Annotated in this window: 20 protein-coding genes and 2 pseudogenes; 9 read left to right on the top strand and 13 right to left on the bottom strand. The window is 62.8% G+C overall.

All coding sequences use genetic code 11. The features are described 5' to 3' along the window. Positions 1–72: 72 nt before the first annotated feature. Complete coding sequence (locus ACVWVY_RS12255) at positions 73–639, top strand: chlorite dismutase family protein (protein ID WP_456626608.1); 567 nt, start codon at positions 73–75, stop codon at positions 637–639. Here ACVWVY_RS12255 and ACVWVY_RS12250 read toward each other — a convergent pair. Then, a pseudogene (locus ACVWVY_RS12250) lies at positions 636–807 on the bottom strand (transposase); the annotation flags it as partial. The gene ACVWVY_RS12255 and the pseudogene ACVWVY_RS12250 sit on opposite strands and share 4 nt — an antisense overlap. 366 nt (positions 808–1173) lie before the next feature. On the opposite strand from ACVWVY_RS12250, the gene ACVWVY_RS12245 reads away from it, so the two are divergent. After that, positions 1174–1704: a TetR family transcriptional regulator C-terminal domain-containing protein gene (locus ACVWVY_RS12245; RefSeq protein ID WP_456626607.1), complete on the top strand. Its 531-nt coding sequence runs from the start codon at positions 1174–1176 to the stop codon at positions 1702–1704. Positions 1705–1816: 112 nt separating this feature from the next. After that, positions 1817–2635 (top strand): alpha/beta fold hydrolase, encoded by an 819-nt coding sequence (locus ACVWVY_RS12240; protein WP_456626606.1) that lies wholly within the window; start codon positions 1817–1819, stop codon positions 2633–2635. A 312-nt stretch (positions 2636–2947) separates the two neighbouring features. Here the strand turns inward: ACVWVY_RS12240 and ACVWVY_RS12235 are convergent, their stop codons facing one another. Then, entirely contained in the window at positions 2948–4501 is a 1554-nt protein-coding gene (locus tag ACVWVY_RS12235; protein WP_456626605.1) for a winged helix-turn-helix domain-containing protein, read from the bottom strand. Between the two features lie 176 nt (positions 4502–4677). On the opposite strand from ACVWVY_RS12235, the gene ACVWVY_RS12230 reads away from it, so the two are divergent. Beyond that, the gene (locus ACVWVY_RS12230; RefSeq protein WP_456626604.1) at positions 4678–6255 is read left to right on the top strand and encodes a tetratricopeptide repeat protein; all 1578 of its coding nucleotides are present in this window, start codon (positions 4678–4680) and stop codon (positions 6253–6255) included. A 31-nt stretch (positions 6256–6286) separates the two neighbouring features. Beyond that, a complete protein-coding gene (locus tag ACVWVY_RS12225) occupies positions 6287–6667 on the top strand; it encodes a hypothetical protein (protein WP_456626603.1) in 381 nt (126 codons plus the stop codon). 51 nt (positions 6668–6718) lie between these two features. Here the strand turns inward: ACVWVY_RS12225 and ACVWVY_RS12220 are convergent, their stop codons facing one another. The 3 genes from ACVWVY_RS12220 to ACVWVY_RS12210 form a co-directional block, all read right to left on the bottom strand. Beyond that, positions 6719–7129 (bottom strand): gamma-glutamylcyclotransferase family protein, encoded by a 411-nt coding sequence (locus ACVWVY_RS12220; RefSeq protein ID WP_456626602.1) that lies wholly within the window; start codon positions 7127–7129, stop codon positions 6719–6721. 127 nt (positions 7130–7256) lie between these two features. Continuing rightward, positions 7257–8069 carry a transglutaminase-like domain-containing protein gene (locus ACVWVY_RS12215; protein ID WP_456626601.1) on the bottom strand — a complete coding sequence of 271 codons (813 nt, stop codon included), beginning with the start codon at positions 8067–8069 and terminating at the stop codon, positions 7257–7259. Between the two features lie 2 nt (positions 8070–8071). Then, on the bottom strand, positions 8072–8983 hold the full coding sequence (locus ACVWVY_RS12210) for a transglutaminase family protein (protein WP_456626600.1): 912 nt from the start codon (positions 8981–8983) through the stop codon (positions 8072–8074). A gap of 102 nt (positions 8984–9085) precedes the next feature. Between ACVWVY_RS12210 and ACVWVY_RS12205 the strand changes: the two genes are divergently transcribed. Further along, the gene (locus tag ACVWVY_RS12205) at positions 9086–9883 is read left to right on the top strand and encodes an N-formylglutamate amidohydrolase (protein WP_456626599.1); all 798 of its coding nucleotides are present in this window, start codon (positions 9086–9088) and stop codon (positions 9881–9883) included. Between the two features lie 128 nt (positions 9884–10011). On the opposite strand, the gene ACVWVY_RS12200 is transcribed toward ACVWVY_RS12205, so the two are convergent. The 4 genes and pseudogenes from ACVWVY_RS12200 to ACVWVY_RS12185 form a co-directional block, all read right to left on the bottom strand. Further along, entirely contained in the window at positions 10012–10989 is a 978-nt protein-coding gene (locus ACVWVY_RS12200) for a DUF3592 domain-containing protein (protein ID WP_456626598.1), read from the bottom strand. A 69-nt stretch (positions 10990–11058) separates the two neighbouring features. Continuing rightward, positions 11059–11676, bottom strand: a complete 618-nt coding sequence (locus ACVWVY_RS12195) for a LysE family translocator (protein WP_456626597.1) — start codon at positions 11674–11676, stop codon at positions 11059–11061. Between the two features lie 153 nt (positions 11677–11829). Continuing rightward, entirely contained in the window at positions 11830–12384 is a 555-nt protein-coding gene (locus ACVWVY_RS12190; RefSeq protein WP_456626596.1) for a hypothetical protein, read from the bottom strand. 11 nt (positions 12385–12395) lie between these two features. Continuing rightward, a pseudogene (locus ACVWVY_RS12185) lies at positions 12396–13840 on the bottom strand (LVIVD repeat-containing protein). A 120-nt stretch (positions 13841–13960) separates the two neighbouring features. Between ACVWVY_RS12185 and ACVWVY_RS12180 the strand changes: the two are divergent. The 3 genes from ACVWVY_RS12180 (at position 13961) to ACVWVY_RS12170 (ending at position 17662) form a co-directional block, all read left to right on the top strand. Beyond that, complete coding sequence (locus tag ACVWVY_RS12180) at positions 13961–14275, top strand: ArsR/SmtB family transcription factor (RefSeq protein WP_456626595.1); 315 nt, start codon at positions 13961–13963, stop codon at positions 14273–14275. Beyond that, positions 14268–14798: an SRPBCC family protein gene (locus tag ACVWVY_RS12175; RefSeq protein ID WP_456626594.1), complete on the top strand. Its 531-nt coding sequence runs from the start codon at positions 14268–14270 to the stop codon at positions 14796–14798. The genes ACVWVY_RS12180 and ACVWVY_RS12175 overlap by 8 nt, the downstream gene beginning before the upstream one ends. Positions 14799–15433: 635 nt before the next feature. After that, a complete protein-coding gene (locus ACVWVY_RS12170; protein ID WP_456626593.1) occupies positions 15434–17662 on the top strand; it encodes an ATP-binding protein in 2229 nt (742 codons plus the stop codon). 223 nt (positions 17663–17885) lie between these two features. Here the strand turns inward: ACVWVY_RS12170 and ACVWVY_RS12165 are convergent, their stop codons facing one another. The 4 genes from ACVWVY_RS12165 to ACVWVY_RS12150 all read right to left on the bottom strand — a co-directional run bounded on the left by ACVWVY_RS12165 (position 17886) and on the right by ACVWVY_RS12150 (position 20884). Then, positions 17886–18329, bottom strand: coding sequence for a hypothetical protein (locus ACVWVY_RS12165; RefSeq protein WP_456626592.1), 444 nt, complete (start codon positions 18327–18329; stop codon positions 17886–17888). A gap of 2 nt (positions 18330–18331) precedes the next feature. Further along, positions 18332–18700 (bottom strand): nuclear transport factor 2 family protein, encoded by a 369-nt coding sequence (locus ACVWVY_RS12160; protein ID WP_456626591.1) that lies wholly within the window; start codon positions 18698–18700, stop codon positions 18332–18334. An 84-nt stretch (positions 18701–18784) separates the two neighbouring features. After that, positions 18785–19255 carry a MarR family transcriptional regulator gene (locus tag ACVWVY_RS12155; RefSeq protein ID WP_456626590.1) on the bottom strand — a complete coding sequence of 157 codons (471 nt, stop codon included), beginning with the start codon at positions 19253–19255 and terminating at the stop codon, positions 18785–18787. 18 nt (positions 19256–19273) lie between these two features. Then, positions 19274–20884 (bottom strand): acyl-CoA synthetase, encoded by a 1611-nt coding sequence (locus tag ACVWVY_RS12150; protein ID WP_456626589.1) that lies wholly within the window; start codon positions 20882–20884, stop codon positions 19274–19276. Between the last annotated feature and the right edge of the window lie 75 nt (positions 20885–20959).

The following is a 20959-nucleotide window of genomic DNA, read 5'->3' as shown; positions in this document are numbered from 1 at the left end:
GGAGCGTCATTGCGCACCGGAGAATGACGGAGAGAGCTTGAACCCATCCCGGTTCCGCGCTTCCATCCCCCGATGTTCACGATTTTCCGAGGTGGCCAGAGCGGGGCTTGGCGGGTGACGCGGTGCGGGCCGGTCAGGGGCGCATCGCTGGCGCCGACGCCGGCGCTGTCGGTGGTGCATTCGCTGTCGATCGCGCTGCCGATCACGCCCTCGCCGACCTCCTGGCGGCTGGCCGGCGTCGCCAGCCACCTGCGCTACACCGAGCGCGACGAAAAGAAACGGCTGGATGCCGTTCAAGCCGAGATCGGCCGCCCCGAGGCGAGCCATGCCGCGCTGATCCCGATCAAGAAATCGGCGACGTGGTGGGAGCTCACGCAGGAGGAGCGGCGGCAGATTTTTGAGGACCGATCGCACCACATTGCGGCGAGCCTGAAATATCTGCCGGCGATCGCCCGAAAGCTCTATCACTGCCGCGATCTCGACGAGCCCTTCGACTTCCTGACCTGGTTCGAATACGCGCCCACTGAAGCGGATGCGTTCGAGGAACTGGTCCGCACGCTGCGCGCCACCGAGGAATGGCGCTTTGTCGAGCGCGAGGTGGATATCCGCGTGGAGCGCGAGCGGCTGGATGCGGGCTAGGCGGCGTGGACAAATTTGAGCCAGTATCTGCCAGTGGCGAGATGGATCATTCCGAGGAAACTGCTGGCCAGTTGGTCGTAGCGGGGTGGCGATGGCGCGGTTGACCTTCAGGTGACCGAACATGCGTTCGATGCGATTGCGCTGCTTGTAGAGCGCGCGGTCATGCTTTCTGTCCATGATCGATGAAAATCGAGCCAGCCGTTCTCAAAAAATATGAACCACTTATCGTCCATATCCTGGGGACGTGCCCAAGCCTGATCCTCTCGCCCTCGGCGTCCGAATACCGCAATGCAAGGTCAATTCGATCTTGCTGCGCTGGGAGGGGAAGCGTTTTCCAACAGGAACGTGTGGCAGCTTGCATGCCTCGTCTATCCGGTAGTTTCAGCGGTTGGAAACGCAGTTCAACCGGACGAACCGGTGCCCACCCCAAAAAAATGCTTGACGATAACAAGACGACCGGTCATATATTAACTCATGCCTAGACCAGCCAATCCTGAAACGCGATCGCGCCTCCTTGAAAAAGGGGGAGACCTTGTGAGCACCCGCGGCTTCAACGCCACGGGCGTGCAGGAGATCACCGCGGCAGCCGGCGTGCCCAAGGGTTCGTTCTATAATTACTTCGACAGCAAGGAAGCCTTCGCCGTCGCCGTATTGACCGAATATTGGGAGGCGGTTGTCGCTGAGCATGGGGCCATTTTGAATCAACGCCGGACGCCGCCCTTGTCGCGCATCGCACGCTATTTCGCCGGGCTTGCCGAGTTTCATGAGCGCCGCCGTTACGCGGTCGGCTGCCTGATCGGGAACATGGCACTGGAGGTCACGCCGACGAGCGAGGATGTGCGGATCAAGCTTGCGGCGATCTATCGCGAGTGGTCGGCCGCGCTCGCCTCATGCTTGCGGGAAGCGCAGGAGAAAGGGGAATTATCGGCCGGAAAGGATCCAGGGCAGCTTGCCGTCGCGCTGATTGACACGTTCGAAGGGGCGGTCATGCGGGCCAAGGTCGAACGTAGCCGGGCGCCCTTCGACAGCTTCGAGCGCTTTGTTTTGCCCTCTCTGCTGAGTTAAACATTTTGACCAATTAATAGACGACCGGTCATCTAATTTACCGGGATCATCGCTGGAACGCCGCGCCAGCGAGCGATGACTCTCATCCGCGGCTAACTAAAGGAACTGAACAATGCCCACGATCACTACTACAGACGGCGTAAACATCTTCTACAAGGACTGGGGCTCAGGCCAGCCGATCGTTTTCAGCCACGGCTGGCCGCTGTCGGCGGACGACTGGGACGCCCAGATGACCTTCTTCCTTCGCCACGGCTACCGGGTGATCGCCCACGACCGGCGCGGCCACGGCCGGTCCGACCAGCCCAGCACCGGCAACGACATGGACCACTGGGTTGCCGACCTCGCGGCTCTTACTGAACATCTCAACCTGCGCGACGCGATCCACATCGGCCACTCCACAGGTGGCGGTGAGGTGGCTCGCTATGTCGCTCGCCACCAGGAGCGCGTCGCGAAGGCGGCGCTGGTCGCTTCACTGACGCCGAACATGTACCGGAGCGAGGACAACCCGTCCGGTCAGCCGCCGGAGTGGTTCGAAGCGATCCGGGCAGGCGTGCTGGGCAACCGGTCGGAGTTCTACCGTTTCGTCCCTGAGAATCCGTTCTACGGCTACAACCGAGATGGGGCGAAGCCTTCGGAGGCGATCATTGCGAACTGGTGGCGCCAAGGCATGGCCGGCGGTGCCCTCGCTCATTACGCAACCGTCGACTCTTGGCTCGAAGACTATACCGAAGACCTCAAGAAGATCACCGTGCCGGTGCTGGTGATGCATGGCGAGGCTGATCAAGTCGTCCCGTTCGCAAGTTCAGTGCCGCGTGCGGTCGGCCTGCTTAAGAACGGGTCGCTGAAGACTTATCCCGGCTATCCCCATGGCATGCTCACCACGCATGCGGATGTCCTCAACCCCGACCTGCTCTCGTTCATCAGGTCTTGACGACATCTCTCATCCATTATCGCCTATGGTAGAGATTTAGGGGTGTATATTGAGGAGGGTTCGGGTTTCGCCGTAGTGACGAAGGAACGAACAAGAAGCTCAAACCCTCCTCGAAAATTCATCGGCCAAGGTCCCGATCGAAGCGACGGCCTGGGCAGCGTTGCTCGGCCTGGAGGTCCACTCCGTCGTCGGCCTCGCGCCTTGCTCCCTGCCGGCCCAGGGGGCGCTTGGGGGCTACCGTGGTATGCGGAATTTGTCCACACCGCCTAGGCTGAGGCCGCGCCTGATGTCCACTTCCGATCCTTACCGGACTCAGGTCTCGTTCAATCCCGCCTTCCGCATGCCCTCCAGGAATCGCTCCATCAATTCCGGAGTCTGGTAGGGCACGCTTGCCCGGATCCAATCGACCGAAAGCTGCGGTTGCTCGCGACGTACCGTGACAAGAAACGATCGCGCTTCGTCGATGCGCCCGGTTTGGGCCAGGCTCGCACAGCACAGCCGCTGTGCACCCTGAAACCCCGGACGGGACCGCAGCGCTTCTTCGGTATGCCGCAGAGCGTCCGCGTATCGCCCGGCGCCATAGTGCGCGACCGCAATCGCGCCGAAAAACAGCGCCATGTCCGGATCCAGCGGGCTGAGCCTGATCGCGTGTTCCACCTGCGCAATCGCCTCGCGGTCGTGCCCGGCAAACGCCAGCGACCGTCCGAGATCGCCGTGGGCTTTGGCGGAATTCGGATTGAGTTCGACCGCGCGGCGATAGGCTGCGATCGACTCTTCGGTGCGCCGCTCCATCATTCCCAAATAGCCGAGCGCGATCTGGCCCCAGGAATCACAGTCATCCAGGGCGACGGCGCGAATGGCGTGCTGTCGGCCGACCAGCAAACCATATTCGCGATCGATCCATCCCATATGCGCTGCAAACAACAGGCAAAGCGCCAGACGACTTTGCGCAGGTGCGTAGTCCGGATAGATCTCGACAGCCTTTCCGAGCCCTTTGATCGCCACTGCGTAGTCCGCCCGCGTCAGGCGCCACAGATAGGTTTGAGCGCGCGCCACCCGCTCCCAGGCCCCGAGATCATCCGATGACCGCGAGAGGGTGCGAATGCCTTCCGCGGCCAGCAGGCGGGGTTCGATCGCAGCCACCACGCTACGCGTGATTTCGTCCTGCATGGCGAAGATATCGCCAAGTTCGCGGTCGTACCGCTCTGCCCAGTGATGACCGCCGGTCACGGCGTCGACAAGCTGCGCATTGATGCGAATCCGCTTTCCGGCCCGGCGCACGCTGCCTTCCAGCACGTAACGCACGCCAAGCTCGCGCGCGACCTGCTTAATGTCGACCGCGCGGTTCTTGTAAACAAAGGTTGAGTTGCGCGCGATGACGAACAGCCAGTGGATCCGGGACAGATCGGTGATCAGGTCTTCCGAGATGCCGTCGGCGAAGTGCTCCTGATCCGGATCTTCGCTCATATTGGCGAACGGCAACACCGCGATCGACGGACGGTTGGGCAGTGACAGTGCGCGGGCCTCACTGTCGATGGCAGCATCATGCGGGGCTACCGACGTTTTGCCGACAAACCGATAGCCCCGGCGATGCAATGTCTCGATAAAGCGGGGATGCCTTGCATCGTCCTTCAGCGCGCGGCGAAGTTCCTGGATACAGGTCACCAGCGCCGCGTCCCCCACGTTGACCTCAGGCCAGACCGCGCCGAATAGCTGATCCTTGGTGATCACCTCGCCGGGGCGGTCGGCAATAAAGCTCAGCAATGCAAGCGCCTTGGGCGTCAGGTGAACGTTTCGGCCTCCCGACATCAACCCGCTCTGGGGCTCAAGCCGGTAGCGTCCGAACGTAAGTGTCCGCTCTGACATGCGTTTCTCCAACTTCGAAGGTAGCACAAACCTCCCATAGAAATCCCGTTTCTCGCTTATGACTTCCTGCCTGCTGGTTCCTACCCTTCATGGTTAGATCCAGGATTTTGCTCCGAACTGATGGGGCAATTCTCGACGGGCGGCCTGCTTCGAGGCGGCCGACAGGGAGGAGCGCGATGAGAACAGCCCTTGCAATTGCGGCGACGCTTTCGACCGGCATCCTGTTGGCGCATGCGCAGACCGACGCCGAAAAACTCGGCACCGTGAGTTTCGAAACGTCCTGCAATCCCGCGGCGCAGAAACTCTTTAACCAGGCAATGCTGTATCAGCACTCGTTCTGGTACCGCGCGTCGCAAAACGTATTCGAGGACGTGTTGAAGGCCGATCCCCAATGCGGCATCGCCTATTGGGGAATCGCGCTTAGCATGCTCTGGAATCCCCACGTCCCGACGCCTGCGAAAAATCTCGCCGATGGTGCCGCCATGATCGCCAAGGGCAAGAGCCTTGGCGCCGGGACGCAGCGTGAGCGTGACTATCTGGATGCGCTGGGCGTCATGTATGCCGACTTTGACAAAGTCGATCACCGCACCCGTATCGTGGCCTACGCGAAAGCCATGGAGCAACTGGCGCAGCGCTACCCGAACGACGACGAAGCGCAGATTCATTACGCGCTTGCGCTGAATACTTCGGCTTCGGCCGCCGACAAGACCTATGCCAACCAGATCAAGGGCGCGGCGATTCTGGAACCGATCGCAAAACGCCAGCCGCAACATCCCGGTGTCGCGCACTATCTGATCCATTTGTATGATTACCCCTCGATCGCAGAGAAGGGTCTCGACGCGGCCAGGCGTTACGCCAAGATCGCACCCGCGGCCGCCCATGCCCAGCACATGCCCTCGCACATCTTCACGCGCGTCGGCTATTGGGATGAATCGATCTCATCAAATATCGCGGCGGCGCGCGCCGCGAAAGCGGCCAAGGACTACCACGACCAGCTGCACTCCATGGACTACCAGGTCTATGCCAATCTGCAGCTCGGGCAGGATACCAAGGCCAAGGCGTTGCTTGACGAGATGGCGGGGGTTACGGGCTTCACCGAGACATTCCTTGTCGGACCCTATGCGCTGGCTGCTTCACCGGCCCGCTATGCGCTGGAACGCGGCGACTGGAAGGCCGCAGCCCAACTTGAGGTCCGTCCCAGCCCGTTGCCTCATGTGCAGGCGATCACACATTTCGCACGGGCGCTCGGCGCCGCACGCTCGGGCAACCCTGAAGCCGCCAAGGCCGATATCGCCAGGCTCGGAGAACTGCGCGACAAGCTGCGTGACGCCAAGGACGCTTACTGGTCCGAGCAGGTTGATATCCAGTTGCAGGTCGCTTCCGCCGTGGTGATGTTTGATGAAGGCAAGCGCGACGATGCGCTCCAAGCCATGCGTAGCGCCGCCGCCGCCGAGGACAAGACCGAGAAGCATCCGGTGACGCCGGGCGTGCCCATACCGGCGCGCGAACTGTACGGCATCCTGTTGCTGGAGAACGGCATGGCCCAGGAGGCGCTGTCCGCCTTTGAGGCAACGCTGAAGAAGGAACCTAACCGGCTTGGCGCCTACGTAGGCGCGGCAAAGGCCGCCGAAAAGACCGGCGATAGCGCCAAGGCCCGGGAATACTACAAGAGAGTCGTTACGATCGCAGCCGATGCAGACAAAAGCCGGAGCGAGGTCGGCGAGGCGCGCGCGTTCCTGACAAAGAAGTCGTGAGACGTCGACGTCCATCATTCCGGAGGAGGTCGTGAGAGTACCCCTGCTCCTGTTCGCAATCGTTGCCCTTCCGGCGGCGGTGCAAGCTGAGCCCCGGCAATTGCTCGGCTATGCCGGCCCGCTCGGAGAGTGGGAGCTGATCGCGACCGTCAGCGAAAAAAAGCACTGGTGGAGCAAGGAGTTTTCCGGATCGTTCTCGATGAAGCACGTCGGCATCTGCACGCGGGATGGACCGGAGGAGAGAACCGGACAAATCCGTTTTCAAATATCGACACTGTCGTCGCGGCTGGATGCAACGTTGCTGATTGAAGGCCTGGAGTGCGCCTTCAGCGCACCGTCGTCGGACCCCTATGGTGGTGTGATTGCCTGCCCCGATCGGGAAACCATTCCGCTCAAGCTGTGGCTAAGATAGTTTGCCGGCCCTGGCCTGCTCGACCGCAGCACCCGGTCGCCGCCACGCGATTTATCGACGGCGCTCGTTCTCCAGAAACTTGCCCGAGGCGATCTGCGGCAGACCGGTGACCGGCCAGTTGTAGACATAGGTCCACGCCTCGCCGGCCGCGCCGTCTGCGTGCGTCACGGACAGCATACGCCGGACATATTCGGTCGGTTCCGGAAAACCTTCGCCGCAGGCCTCATACATGTCGAACTCGCCGAGCAGCGCGTCGCGGTCGCGCAGGCGGTACAGTTCGCCGAACACGATCTCATTGGGCTGATCCGACAGCACCAGCCCCGGATAATGCTTGATGAGGTAGAGCCGGCCGCGGCAGGTGGCTGCGCCCAGAAAATCCGCGCTGCGCGACAGAAGCTGCGCCATCGGATGATCGAAGCCGCGCATCAGCGTGCCGTAGACGAAGAGACGATCTGAAATCATGGAGTGTTCTATGTCATTGCGAGCGCAGCGAAGCAATCCATAGTGCGGCGGGCAGAGGCATGGATTGCTTCGCGGAGCCTGTCACCGGGCGCGCATTCGCGCGACCCGTTGGCTCGCAATGACCGGGTTACGCCGGCACGACCTCGTCGCTGATGACCAGAAACTTCACCAGATCCATCCGGCCGAAACTCGTGGTCAGCGCGACGTCGGCGGCGTCGCGGCCGGTGCCCATCAGGATGCGGCCGGCCCTGGGCACATTATGGCGGGCGTCGAAAGTGTACCATTGGCCGGACAGATAGGCCTGAAACCAGCCCGAAAAATCCATCGGCGCGGGATCGCGGGGTACGCCAATGTCGCCGAGATAGCCGGTGCAGTAGCGCGCCGGGATATTCATGCAGCGGCAGAGGGCCAGCGCCAGATGCGCAAAGTCGCGGCAGACGCCGGCGCGCTGCTCGTAGACGTCGTGCGCCGATTTCATGTGATGCGCATGCTCGTAACCAAACGTGACGTGGCCATGCACAAAGTCGACGATCGCCTGCACCCGCGCCCATCCCGGCGCTGAGTTGCCGAACAGCGACCAGGCGACATCGATGAGCTTGTCGGTCTCGCAATAGCGGCTCGGCATCAAATATTGCAGCACGTCATCAGGCAATTGATCGATCGGCAGTTGCTGCGCGGTCGGCACCACCGCATCAGGCAGGCCGGAATCGCGCACCAGCGCGTCGCCCCGCAGCGTCACGCCACCGGCGGGCGCCACCAGCCGGCCGCAGACATTGCCAAAGCCGTCGCGGTAGAAACCGATCGGCACATCGGGCCCGGCGGTGATCCGCTCGGTGCCGACGATGTCGGCAAAGCGCGACGGGTGGATCGACAGCATGATCACCATCGGCGTCGGCTGCACCGCCGCATACGAAATCTCGAAGCCGACCTTGATCTCCATGCTCAGACCTTTTCCGCCTGCGGCGCTTCGTGCGGCTCGTCGCCGACCGAAACTACCCTGATGTGGACCTCCATCCCCGCAAAGGCGTCGGGCGAACCCAGATAGGCGCCGTGCAGCGGGATGGCCTGACGTGGATCGCGCGCCACCGCCACCCGAATGAGATCACGGGTGCCGATGATGCCGTTGGTCGGATCGAACTCGATCCAGCCGGCGCTCGGCAGATAGACCTGCACCCAGGCATGGGTCGAGCCGCCGCCGACATAGCCATGCGCGCGGTCCCCGTGAATGAAGAGATAGCCGGACACGAAACGCGCGGCGATGCCAAGCCGGCGCAGCGCCTCGATCATGAACAGCGCATAGTCGCGGCAGGTGCCGGAGCCCGTCTGCAGCGTGTCGAGCGGATGCTGGGTGCCCTGCTCGTGGCGCTTGCGATAGCGGAACGCCTCGCGGATGCCATGGGTCATGCCGCTCAGGATGCTGAAGGTCGGCGTCGGCCCGTCGGGGTCGAGAAATTGCCGCGCCCAGCCCGACAGTTCGCCATTGGGATCGCCATATTGCGGCGTGATGAACTGCTGCAGGTCGGGAAACTCCTCGTCGTCGTAGAGGAACGGATAGAAATAGGCAGGATCGTCCGCGGTCAGCGCGAACTCGTCCTCCGGATTGTGCTCGACCGTGGCCGTCGAGGTGAACGACAAGGTCTCGGCGCGCTCGTCGAAGGTTGCTATCGCAACGCTGTTGCCGAACACATCGTGAATCCAGCGCAGCCGCATCGGCTGCGGCTCGATATCGAGGCTGCTGGACAGCACCCGCAGATCATGGCCGTCGCGCGGGCGCAGCATGATGCGGTGCTCGCCGAACGCGACCGGACGGCTGTAGTGATAAACGGTCTTGTGGTGGATGGTCAGGAGCGGCATCGTCAAACAATCATCGATTCTGGTACGTTTAATCTAGGCCGAATCCTGCTCAATTGTAGATCGGGGTGCCGCTTCGATAGGCACTGCAATAAGGAAAACGCCTTGGACGCCGCCGCCAACACAACCCTACTCCTCAGCGCCGAAGATGTTCCTCCGGTCCGCGAATTCAACGCCGGGGGACGGTCGCCGTTCCTGCTGACCTGCGACCATTACGGCAGGTTGATCCCGCGCGGGCTCGGCGACCTCGGCCTGCCCGAGAGCGAGATTGTGCGCCATATCGGCTGGGACATCGGCATTGCCGGCGTCGCGGAGGCGCTCTCAAGTGATCTTGACGCCCATCTGATCGTGCAGCGCTACTCGCGGCTCGTCATCGACTGCAACCGCCCGCCCCATGCCGCAAGCTCGATCCCGCGCATCAGCGAGGCCACCACGATCCCGGGCAACGAGGGCATTTCGCGCGAGGTAGCGGAGATGCGGCGCGCGCAGATCTTCGATCCCTACCACCGGCGCATCGACGAGATCATCGAGCAGCGCGGCAGCGCTGGCATGCCGACGGTACTGGTATCGCTGCACAGTTTCACGCCGGTCTATGCCGGCATCGCGCGGCCCTGGCACATCGGCACGCTCTATCACCGCGACACCCATCTTCCGCCGCTGCTGTTGGAGCTGCTGCGCGCCGAGGGCGATCTCGTGGTCGGCGACAACGAGCCTTATGCGGTCAGCGACGAGACCGACTACACCATCCCCGTGCACGGCGAAGCGCGCGGGTTGATGAACACGGGGATCGAAATCCGCCAGGATTTGATCGGCGATCCCGCCGGGGAGAAGGCATGGGCGGAGCGGCTGGCGCGGGTTCTTGGTGAGATTGAAGTGATGCTGCGTGAGCGGCAGTTGATTTAGCAGCGATTGCATTGACTCCGTAGGGTGGGCAAAGCGAAGCGTGCCCACCATTCCACAGCGCGTATTCGGGTAGAATGGTGGGCACGGCGCTGGCGCGCCTTTGCCCACCCTACGAAGCTGCTCTCCGTCTAGCCATGCACCGCCGCGTAATAGGCGACGCCCCAGACAAACGTGACCGACGCCCAGAGTATCCAGATGTGGCTCGCGCGAGGCTCCAGCACGGCTTCCGACGGATTAAGCGGATTGACGTAAACTTTGACTTTGGCGCCGTTGGGATATTTTCGGGCGAAGCGCTCCACCAGGCCCCTCGATGTCGACGAGACCTTGCCGCCGAGGCTGGCGTGCTGGCTGACATAATCGATGCCGTTGAAGCGATAAGCAAAGGAAACCTTGGACTGGAACGTGAGCTGGCTGCGTTCGGAGGGCTCCGACGGCGCCGACATGAATTGTTCAAGGCCCGATGACTTGATGGTGCCGGGTACGACCGGCCATTTCCTCGCCAGCGAAGCCTGACGGTGCAGCGCCAACCCGAACAGGGCAATCAGAAATCCGAACGCGCTCATGGCGACGACAAAAGGCGACACTTTGGGATTCGTGAGATGCTTCGATACGAATTCGGTCAGCTGATGCAGCCCGATGGCCGAGCCGAACACAATCGCCAGCACGATCGCCGTGCCGATGCCGAGGCAGCCCCAGAGGCCCTTTGGCAGGTCGCGCTCCAGCACCGCCTGGTCCGGATGCAGTGGATTGTAATAAACGGTGACGACGGCGCCGACCGGATATTTGGCGATGGTCTCGGCGACCTCGAAATTTCCGCGATCCTCGCCGATGCTGACACGGTTGTTGCGCAGCTTGCGGCCTGCGACGGAATATTCGTAGACGATGTCGGCGAAGTTGCGCTCCTCGAAGCGATGCCCCTCGGCCCGGTCGCTGTCGATCACCTTGACCTTGCGAACCTCGGTCTTCGACACCACCACCTTGCCCGCGGCCGACGGCCATTCGCGCGCGGCGCGGACCTGCAGTGTCTTGTAAACGGCAGCGCCGAGAAGCAGCCCGAGCGGGGCGAGCAACATCGCGTAGACGAACCACGGCAGATCAGGCAGCACGGATTGTTCCCCAGAGACGGCTTGCGATTAGACGCGATGTCGCCGCCGCGGGTTCAACCGCATGCGGATTTACTTTGCCCGTGTCAGCGCAAGCCAGATACCCCCGCCGATCATAAAACCACCGGAGACGCGTGACAGCAGCCGCGTCCGCTCCTTGGAGAAGAACAGCCGCGCCCGGCCGGCCAGCAGCGCGTAGACCGCGTCGGTCGAGGCGGCGATCACCATGAAGGTGATGCCGAGCAGCGCCACCTGCGGCAAGTGAGGTTTCTCCATATCCATGAACTGCGGAATGAACGCGCCGAAGAACACCAGCACCTTGGGGTTAGAGAGCAGCACCAGAAAGCCCTGCAGGAAGAACCCGCCACGCGGCGGAGGCGGCGGTTCATCGGCGTTGACCCCTTCGACCGGCGAACGGATCAGCTTGACGCCGAGCCAGATCAAGTAGGCCGCGCCGGCAAAGCGCACCCAGTCGAACCAGTAGCCCATGGTCGCCATCAGCGAGGTCAGTCCGACCGCAACGATGCCGATCACGATGGCGAGGCCGGTTTGCGCGCCGGCGCAATTGATCAGCGCCGCGCGGGTGCCATGCCGCAGGCCGTTGGCAATCAGCAGCGTCACCACCGGACCCGGCAACAGCGCCAGCGCGATGCAGGCGGCGACAAAGGCGAGATAGGCTTGAAGGGACATGGGAGAATCCGGTGGGAGGGACACGTCATGGCCGGGCTTGTCCCGTCCATCCACGTCTTATCGCAAAGCGCGACCGATAAAAAGACGTGGATGCGCGGAACATCCAGCGCGAAGACGCGCTTCGCGCTCTTGCCCGGGCATGACTGAGATGTTTCACCGCCCTTCCATCGCAGCCATCACCCAGCGCGTCATTTCGCTGCGCGCCAGAAAGTCCAGCGCCGCGCGCCGTATCTCGGGCGCGTCACCCGTGCCGTGCGCGATGGCGACGAGGAGATCGCAGCGGCGCGAGACCGCGACGCCGATCGCGGTGTGCCGTGAACCGTCGGACATTTTAAGGTCATAGGCACGGATGCGCCCGGGCATATCGGCGACCCGGACAACATCGCCCGGCGCGCGCGGCGCGAAATGCGCGCTCATCAGATCGAGATCGGCGACGCGATCGACCTCATCGTCGTCGGCGACACCACGGTCGCAATTGCAGAAACCCATCTTCGGCCGCACGTAAAGCACCACCTCGCCGCCGCACGCAGCCACGCCGCAGCGGAAGGCCTTGCCCGCCGGCCAGCCATCGCGGGAAAATGGCCAGGCGATCTCCTGCCACGCGCCGTTTCGTTCGTGATGGCGCGGCGTCACCTGTTGGTAGGCCGCAGCGCCTGACAACGCACCGAGCGCCACGGTGGCAAATGCAATGACCGGCCAGCGACGCATCGCTTGCGTCCTCACTGAATGCCGGCAACGGCGCGCGCCGGGCCGGTCAGTTCCAGAATGTGCAGGCCGGTGTTGGCGCGGTCGACGATGTAGATGTAGCCGCGCTCGTCGGTTTCGACATTGTTGGTCTGGATCGCGACCTTGCAGCGATCCTTGCCGTCGATCTTGACGCAGCGCTTGTCGGTCGCCGCCGTGATCGCCGGAATGAAATGGCCGACCTCGGTGGGGTGATAGGGATCGCGAATGTCGAGCGCGCGCACGCCCGCATTGAAGAAGGATATGAACGCCATCTTCTTGTAGTAGACCTGCGCCATGCTCTCGTTGGACGAATGCGCACCGAACCGCCCTCCCCGTTCGCAGAACGACCCGCTCGCCTCCGGCACCGTGTAGCTCGAGATCATCATCGGCCGGTTCTCGACCGTAATATCGGCAAACCACACCATCTGCCGCGGCTCGTTGCATTCGTTCAGAATCGCCTCGTCGACGATCATCACGATGTCGCGGGTTCTGCCGTCCTTGTCTTTGGCGAATTCCGCAATCGGCATGCCCGGCATCGGAAACGTGGTGTGGGCGCCGTTGAAGGCCGACATCGCCAGCCGCGCGATTTCCGGGATCCGCAGATTGTCCGGCGTCGGCTCCTTCGGGCCATTGAGCAGTTTTTCGCGATCGACGATCTGCAGGAAGCCGCCCTTGTTGGTGCCGTAGCCGAAATAGACCCGATTGCCGGAAGGGCCCGTCGAGATCGGCCCATGCAGTTCGGTCGGGACCGCGCCGGTCGAGCCGGGCTCCTGGCCGGGAAGGCCGAAATCGCGGATCTTCTGCGGATGCGCGGGATCGCTGAGATCATAGACCTGCGTCATGCGGCGCGTGCGCCAGTCCGGCGCGCCCGATACCAGGAAGGCAATGCCGGTGTCGCACTCCCACCAGTTCTTGTGCGTGTCCTTTAATCCGGCAATCCGCGTCACCAGCACGGGATTGGCGGGATCGGCGACGTTCCAGATTTCATGCGCCTCGCCACCAAAAGTCCTGAGCATGTAGACCGCGTTACGATCGCCCTTCGGCAAGGCCTTGCCGTCGCAGATCCGCACCATCTGCGCGCCGCCCGATTCATACTTGCCTTCCTGGCCCGGGAGGTGACGCAAATATCTGGGCTGCGCGGGATCGGTGACGTCGACGATCGACGTGCCGTTCGGCTCGGCCTTGCCGGTCTGCGGATTGACCGGCGCCGGGATATCATCGCTGCCGCCGTGATGGCCGATATAGGCGATCCACCGGTCGCCTTGATGATGGATGGTCGGCTGATAGCCGCTGCGGGCCTGCAGGTCGCTGGTTCCAACCAGCTCATGTTGAGGGCTTCGGGCGGCGCGCCGATCACTTGTTGCTGCGCGCAAGTGATGCCTGAGCCTGAGAGAAAAAGGATCGAGAACCCGGCTGCGAGTTTAAGGCGACGGCTCATGTTCCACCCCCACTGTTCAAGGCCAATCTGCGTTGGCTGACGATGACGATATCACAGCGCCCGGTTGCGCCCAATACATAGTCTTGACATGCAACCTTTTAGTTGCCTATTATCCCGCCCATGGATGAAGTCTTCAAAGCGCTTGCCGATGCATCGCGGCGCTCGCTGCTCGACCGGCTTCACGCCAGGAACGGACAGACGCTAAACGAACTCTGCGACGGCCTCGCGATGACGCGGCAGGCCGTCACAAAACACCTTGGGATTCTCGAAGCGGCCAACCTCGTCGGCACGCTGAAGCACGGCCGCGAGAAGCTGCACTACATCAATCCGGTTCCGATCCATCAGATCGGTGAACGCTGGATCAGGAAATTCGAGCGCGGGAAACTTGCCGCGCTCAGCGAGATGAAACGGCTGTTGGAGAAGCGTAATGAGTAAGCGTACGGAAATTGATGTTGGGAAATTCAAGCCGGCGATCGTTTATACGATCTACATCGGCGCCACGCCCGAACAAGTATGGAAGGCACTGACGACGGCGGAGTTCAGCCGCAACTATTTTTCCGGCTTTGCGATCGAGGCCGACCTCAAGGTCGGCGGCGCCTTCATCGCCCGCGCCCCCGATGGCTCGGAGCATATCAGCGGCGAGGTAATCGAATGCGATCCGCCGAAGAAGCTGACCGTTACCTGGAACGTCAACTGGCCGGCGCTGGTGGAAAAGCTCGGGCCGACGCTCGTGACCTACGAGATCGAGCCCGCGGGCGACGTGGTCAAGCTGACGATGCTGCAGTCCCACGACCGCGACATCAGCGATGACATCGTGTCCGGCGGCCGTGCCGGCTGGCCCGCTATCCTGTCGAGCCTGAAGAGCCTGCTGGAGACTGGCCATGCGCTGGCGATCAAGATGGCGCCGCCGGAACGGATGCTGGCCGCGCTGAAGGAAATGGGCATCGGGACGCCGTAGGCGCTCGAATACAGCCAGCCGTCGCAGCGGACCATCAAGTCCGCCGCCCGGTTCGTTGAAAATGGCGCCGCTACACTAGCGGCAGACGTATGTGCCATTCACCAAGACGCGCGCGCAACCGGCGACCGCACCGCCTACCACCGCACCTCCGACGACCGCCCGTCGCGTAGTCCGGCGTGCGACGCCGGCGACGCTGACCGGCGTCAACGGGCGCCCCACCCGCGCCTGCGCGCTTTCGACTGCGTAAGAAAGACCTTCGCTCGTCCAGTCGACTGAACCGGAAACTCCGCACACTACGATGGCCGCAGCCAACATTGCTCGCCTCAGATTGATCTTCTTCATTACTACCTCCAGTTTTTGCGCTTCCACCTTTGCGGCCTTAACCGACGGACCCTGCCCACCCTTGACCTGGATCAAGGCTTTCGCTGCTGCGGGCCGCACATGGGCCAAGCGGTAAAGCTCCGTCCGATCCAAAAAGCGGGAATCGAGAGTATTCCGGTGCAAAGCCATCCGAACCAGCGCTCCGGCCGGGTCGCAGCGGGCATTTCCGATCGCCCTATGGACTGACCGCCCGCAGGTGCCGCACATTATGTGATCGATGAAAATGCCCGATTCGAGCATGGAACGACCGACCGATGAGCCTGCGTACTCGGCTGCTGATACTTGTGATTGCGGCAATGTTGGTGCCGGCGATCCTGGTGGGACTGCGCTTCGTCCAGAACCGCACCGGCGAGATCGACGCCGCGCTGGCCAGCCTGTCGGCGACCGCCAACGATATCTTAAGCGATCTCGATGAGAAAATTCAGGGCACGGCCCAGCTTCACTATGGCCTCGCCCGCGCCCGCGATCTCGACACACGCGACAAGGAGGCCTGTTCGGCCTTCCTGTCGGCCGTGCGCGAAGAATACACGCGGTTTACCGGCATATTGACCATCAATCCGGACGGCAGCCTGTTCTGCGACTCGCTGCGAACCAACCGGACCCTCGATCTCAGGGATCGCGCCTACTTCAAGCAGGCCCTGGTTACGCACGGCGCCGTCACGCTTGAGCCCGTGTTCGGCCGGCTGACGGGGATCTCCGTGCTGCAGATCGCCTATCCCGTGCGCACGGAATCCGGCGAGCTGAAGTTCATCCTGCTCGCCTCGTTCAACCTGAAGAAATTCGCTGACGATCACGGCAAGCGCCTGCCGAACGACAGCGAGATTCTGCTCGTTGACGGGAAAGGCATGGTCCTGGTCGCGCCCGAGAGCAAGGGTTGGACCGAGCCCGCCGGCGCGTCGATTGCAAGTTCGGAGCTGTTCCGGTTTGCGACCTCGCCGAATCGCGAGCCATTCCGCGAAGTGGCCGGGCACGACGGTCGACCCCATGTCTGGGCCGCGGCGCGCTCCCCTCCGCTACGCGATGCCGGACTTCACATCATGGTCGGACGGCCCAAGGACGGACTGGTGGCCGCCGCCAACCGCCGCCTGTACGAGGATCTGGCGATGCTCGCGGTAGCCTCGCTGCTGCTGTTCGCAGGCGTATGGATCCTGGCTACCGTGAGCGTCGGCCGTCAGGTCGGACGCCTGGCGGCGATGGCGACGAAACTGGGCCTCGGCGATCTCAGCGCGCGGATTGCCCCGCCCCACCCCCGGGGCGAACTCGGCGGGCTGATGACGCTACTCAACGGCACTGCCGAGTCGCTCGAGCGCCAGCGCGCCGCGATCGATGAGCTCAACCAGAAGCTCACCCAATCCCAGAAAATGGAGGCGATGGGTCAGCTCACCGGCGGCGTCGCGCATGATTTCAACAATCTGCTGACCGTCATTCTGGGCAATGCGGAACACCTTGCCGAGAAACTGGCGGCACACAAGGAGCTGCACCACATCGCCGAGAGCATCGCGACCGCCGCCGAACGCGGATCGGACCTGACGCGGAGCCTGCTCGCGTTCGCGCGCAAGCAGCCATTGATGCCGCGAGACATCGATATCGGCCAGAAAATCGTCGGCATGGAGCAATTGCTGCGCCGGACGCTCGGCGAACATATCGAGTGCGAATTCCGGCTCGATGAAAAGCTGTGGCAGGCCAGCGTCGATCCCGGTCAACTGGCCTCCGCTTTGCTCAATCTGGTGCTCAACGCGCGCGACGCCATGCCGTCGGGCGGCAAGCTGACGGTCGAGGTGCAAAATACCTCGCTCGGTGAATCCGATGTGGACGTCAACGGCCAGGCGCGGCCCGGCGATTATGTCATGGTCGCCGTGACCGATACCGGCACCGGCATGACGGCGGAGGTCGCCGGCCGCGCCTTCGAGCCGTTCTTCACCACCAAGGAGGTGGGCAAAGGCACGGGCCTCGGTCTCAGCATGGTTTACGGATTCGTCCAGCAATCCGGCGGGTCGATGCAGATCCACTCCGAGCCGGGATTTGGCGCCGTCGTCAAGCTGTTCTTCCCCCGCGTCGCAACGCCCCAGGTGAACGCCGCCCCATCGGCCAGTCAGCTCGCCAAGCCCGCCGGCAGCGAAACCATTCTCGTTGTCGAGGACGACGACATGGTGCGCGCCTATGTCGAAGGCGAACTGAAGGCGCTCGGCTATCGCGTCATCGTGACGTCAAGCGCGCCCGCGGCACTCGCAAGATTGCGCGGGCCCGAGGAGATCCACCTTCTGTTCACGGATGTCGTGATGCCCGGCGGCATGTTCGGAACCGAGCTGGCGAAGGAGGCAGCCCGCCTGCGGCCGCACTTAAAGATCCTCCTGACCTCCGGCTACACCGAACATCCCGTCGAAGCGCTCGACGGGCTCGGCCGCCAGGTGCGGATCCTGAACAAGCCGTTCCGCCGGCACGATCTGGCGTCGATGTTGCGATCGGTGCTGAAGGCGGGCTGATCGGGCCGGCACGGTGCCTCAGGAGGTCGTCCCTGCCTAGTGCGCAATTGCGCACGGGCGCAGGGACCCATACTCCGCGGCCATAATTATTGGAAAGAAGGTGGATAACTACTAGCGCCCAAACAATTGCCGCCGGTGGTTATGGGTCGTCCCTGCGTTCGCAGCGACGACGGTGAGCTCAGCCCGCCCTGCTCTACAGAGACCGGCATACAGGATTGCGCTGTCAGGAACGGGACACGAGCAGGAGGGCGACAACAAGATTCGCTGCGAATAGCATCGCATCGATGGCAAAAATCCGAAGCATCGGGCCCTTCAACACGGGCCAATACGCCACCCCGACCCGTCCGCCCCGCATCAGGACCGGAAGGTTGTAGGCGAACTGACTGAAGTGACACGCCGCAAAGAAAAGGAACAACGCAAGCTGCGCGTCGTACACCGCAAAGAAGGGCGGCCGGAACACCAGGAGATACAATGACAGGAGACCGATCGGCAGATTGATCGCGCCCAGAAATGCCACGCTGGCCGACAAGGTCGGAGCGATCGGATTGCCGCGCTCCTCCCGGGGCACCAGTATCTTCAACGTATTGCCCTGCGCGATGCTGAACTGCATGAACGCACCGCCGAACCAGAGCGTGTTGAGGAGCAGAATAAAATCCGAAAATCGCATGGCTACTTTCCGTAGAAGGCTTCGCTGCGCACCACACGGCCGGCACCGTCGAAGTCCATGAACTCGCTGGCGCGGCTGTCGCCCAGCTGCCACCACACCGTCAGGCGCGCGATCGTGTCGTCCCAGCTCCAGTTCAGGATTTTCAGGTCCGCGCTCTCGATGTGGCCATAAGCCCTCTGCCAGTAGGCGCGGATGTTCCCGGCGCCTGCGACGACCGGGGATTCCGTCAATTTGAGCGCCAGCGGGCTGCGCATCTCGGCATTTTCGGCGAAGTGCGAAACGACCGCGTCGATATCGACCTTGCGCCAGTTCGCGCACCACGCCTCGACAAAGCGTCCGGCCGCCGCGCGGTCCATTGTCTGTCCGCTCATGCTTGCGCTCTCCCTCGGTACAACTGCCGGGAAGAGATGACACAGGGCAAGTCTCACGTCAACTACGTTGACCTGATAAAATGGTCAGTTGTTGTCGGCAATGACCCCCATGACGGCCATCCAGGCGGCAGCGCCGGGGGAGCCGACACGATCGAACGCCTCGCGCAGAACCTTGCGCTCATGGTCCGATGCCCGTTGCTCGATGCGTTTTCCTGCTTCCGTCAGCCGCAGCAATTTGGAGCGATGCTGCTCGGGCGACCGCTTCGATGCCAGGAGTTTACGCTGCAGCAACAGGTTTAGCGGCCGATTCGCGGCTTGCTTGGATATGCCGAGGATATCGATCAGCGCGCCGATCGAGATGTCGGGCTGTCGCGCAACGACATAGAGAATGCGGTGATGCGGGCGCGATAGGCCAAGCGTCGCAAGATACTGGTCGGCCATGAGCGTCATGCCGCGCCAGCCGTAATACATGAGCTCAAGCGCCGCGTCCAAATCGTGGAGCTTCGTGAGCGAGGCGCGATGCAAGCCCGCAGCGCGCTTGGCAGCTTTTTTCATTTGCCCCTCAAACCAATGCTAGCCCAGCGCCCGCAACTCGCGCCGCAACACCTTGCCCGTCGCCGTCATCGGCAGCGTCTCGGCGAACTGCACGAAGCGCGGGTATTCATGGGCGGCGAGCTGCACCTTGACGAACTCCTGGATCTCGCGCGCCAGTTCATCGCCCGCCGCAAAGCCCGGGCGCAGCACGATCCAGGCCTTGATGGATTCGGTGCGGATCGGATCGGGAATGCCGACCACCGCCGACATTGCCACCGCCGGATGCTTCATCAGCGTGTGCTCGATCTCGGAGGGACCGACGCGATAGCCGGCGGTGGTGATGACGTCGTCCTCGCGGCTGACGTACCAGAAATAGCCGTCCTCGTCCTGCACGCCGAGATCGCCGGTGAGCAGAAATTCGCCGGCGTATTTTTTGGCGGTCGCATCCCCATTCTTCCAATATTCGATCATGGTGCACGGGCACGGCTGGCGCACGCCGATGATGCCGCGCTCGCCGCGCGGCAATTCCTCGCCCCTGTCGTTGACGATGCGCACATCGAAGCCCGGCGTCGCCTTGCCCATCGCGCCGGGGCGGATCGGGAACAGGTTCGAATTGCTGCCGATCACGAGGTTGCATTCGGTCTGGCCGAACACTTCATGTGCATCGATGCCGAAGGTTTCGCGGACCCAGCCGAGCAGTTCGCCGCCAAGCGATTCACCGCCGGTAAAGATGCTGCGCAGTTTCACGCCGGGATTTTTCACGCCGGCCTGACGCATCAGTTTCAGCGCGGTCGGCGGCAGGAACGTGTTGCGGATGGAATGTTCGGCCATCATCGCCATCGCCGCCTGCGGTTCGAATTTGCGCGCGCGATGGCCGACCAGCGGAATGCCGTGATACCAGAACGCGAACACGGCGTTGATCAGCCCACCGATCCAGGCCCAGTCCGCCGGCGTCCACATCAGATCGCCGGGCTTGGGCAGGAAATTGTGGCACATCTCGACATTCGGCAGATGGCCGAGCACGACGCGATGCGCATGCAGCGCGCCCTTTGGATTTCCCGTGGTGCCCGAGGTGTAGATGATCAAGGCTGGATCGTCGGCCGAGGTGTCGACGGTCGTAAAATCCGGCGAGGCCGCCTTAAGCTGCGACCAGAATGGTTTGGCTCCGGCGGGCGCGCGGTCGCCGATCACGTAGATGCTGTTGAGCGCAGGAAGACGGTCGCGGATCTTCTTGAGCTTCTCCCAGCCGCTGCCGTCGGTGATAACAGCCTTGGCCTCCGAGTTCGACAGGCGGAATTCCAGCGCGTCCTCGCCGAACAGAGCAAACAGCGGGATCGAGATCATGCCCGAGCGAAACGCCGCCAGATGGGCGATCGGCAATTCCAGGGATTGCGACAGAAACACCGCGACGCGGTCGCCGCGCACCAGACCATCGGCTTTCAGCACGTTGGCAAATCGTCGCGAGGCTTCCGCGACCTCGTCGAACGAGGTGCGCGTGGTCGCGCCGTCCTCATCGACGTAGATCAGCGCCAGCCGGCCCGAGCCATCCGCATGACGGTCACAGCACGCGGTCGCCATGTTGAAGCGCGCCGGGATGTCCCAGCGGAAGTTGCGGTAGAGTTCGTCGTAGGTGGAGGCTTCGGTGAGCATGGCGGTCGGTCGTCGTCCCCGGTGTTTATTGTCATGGCCGGACTTGATCCGGCCATCCACGTTCTTGCTTATAGC

This window comes from Bradyrhizobium sp. URHC0002 (genome assembly GCF_054059515.1).
The sequence above is the reverse complement of the archived record's forward strand: the minus strand, read 5'-3'. Positions and strand labels throughout refer to the sequence as shown.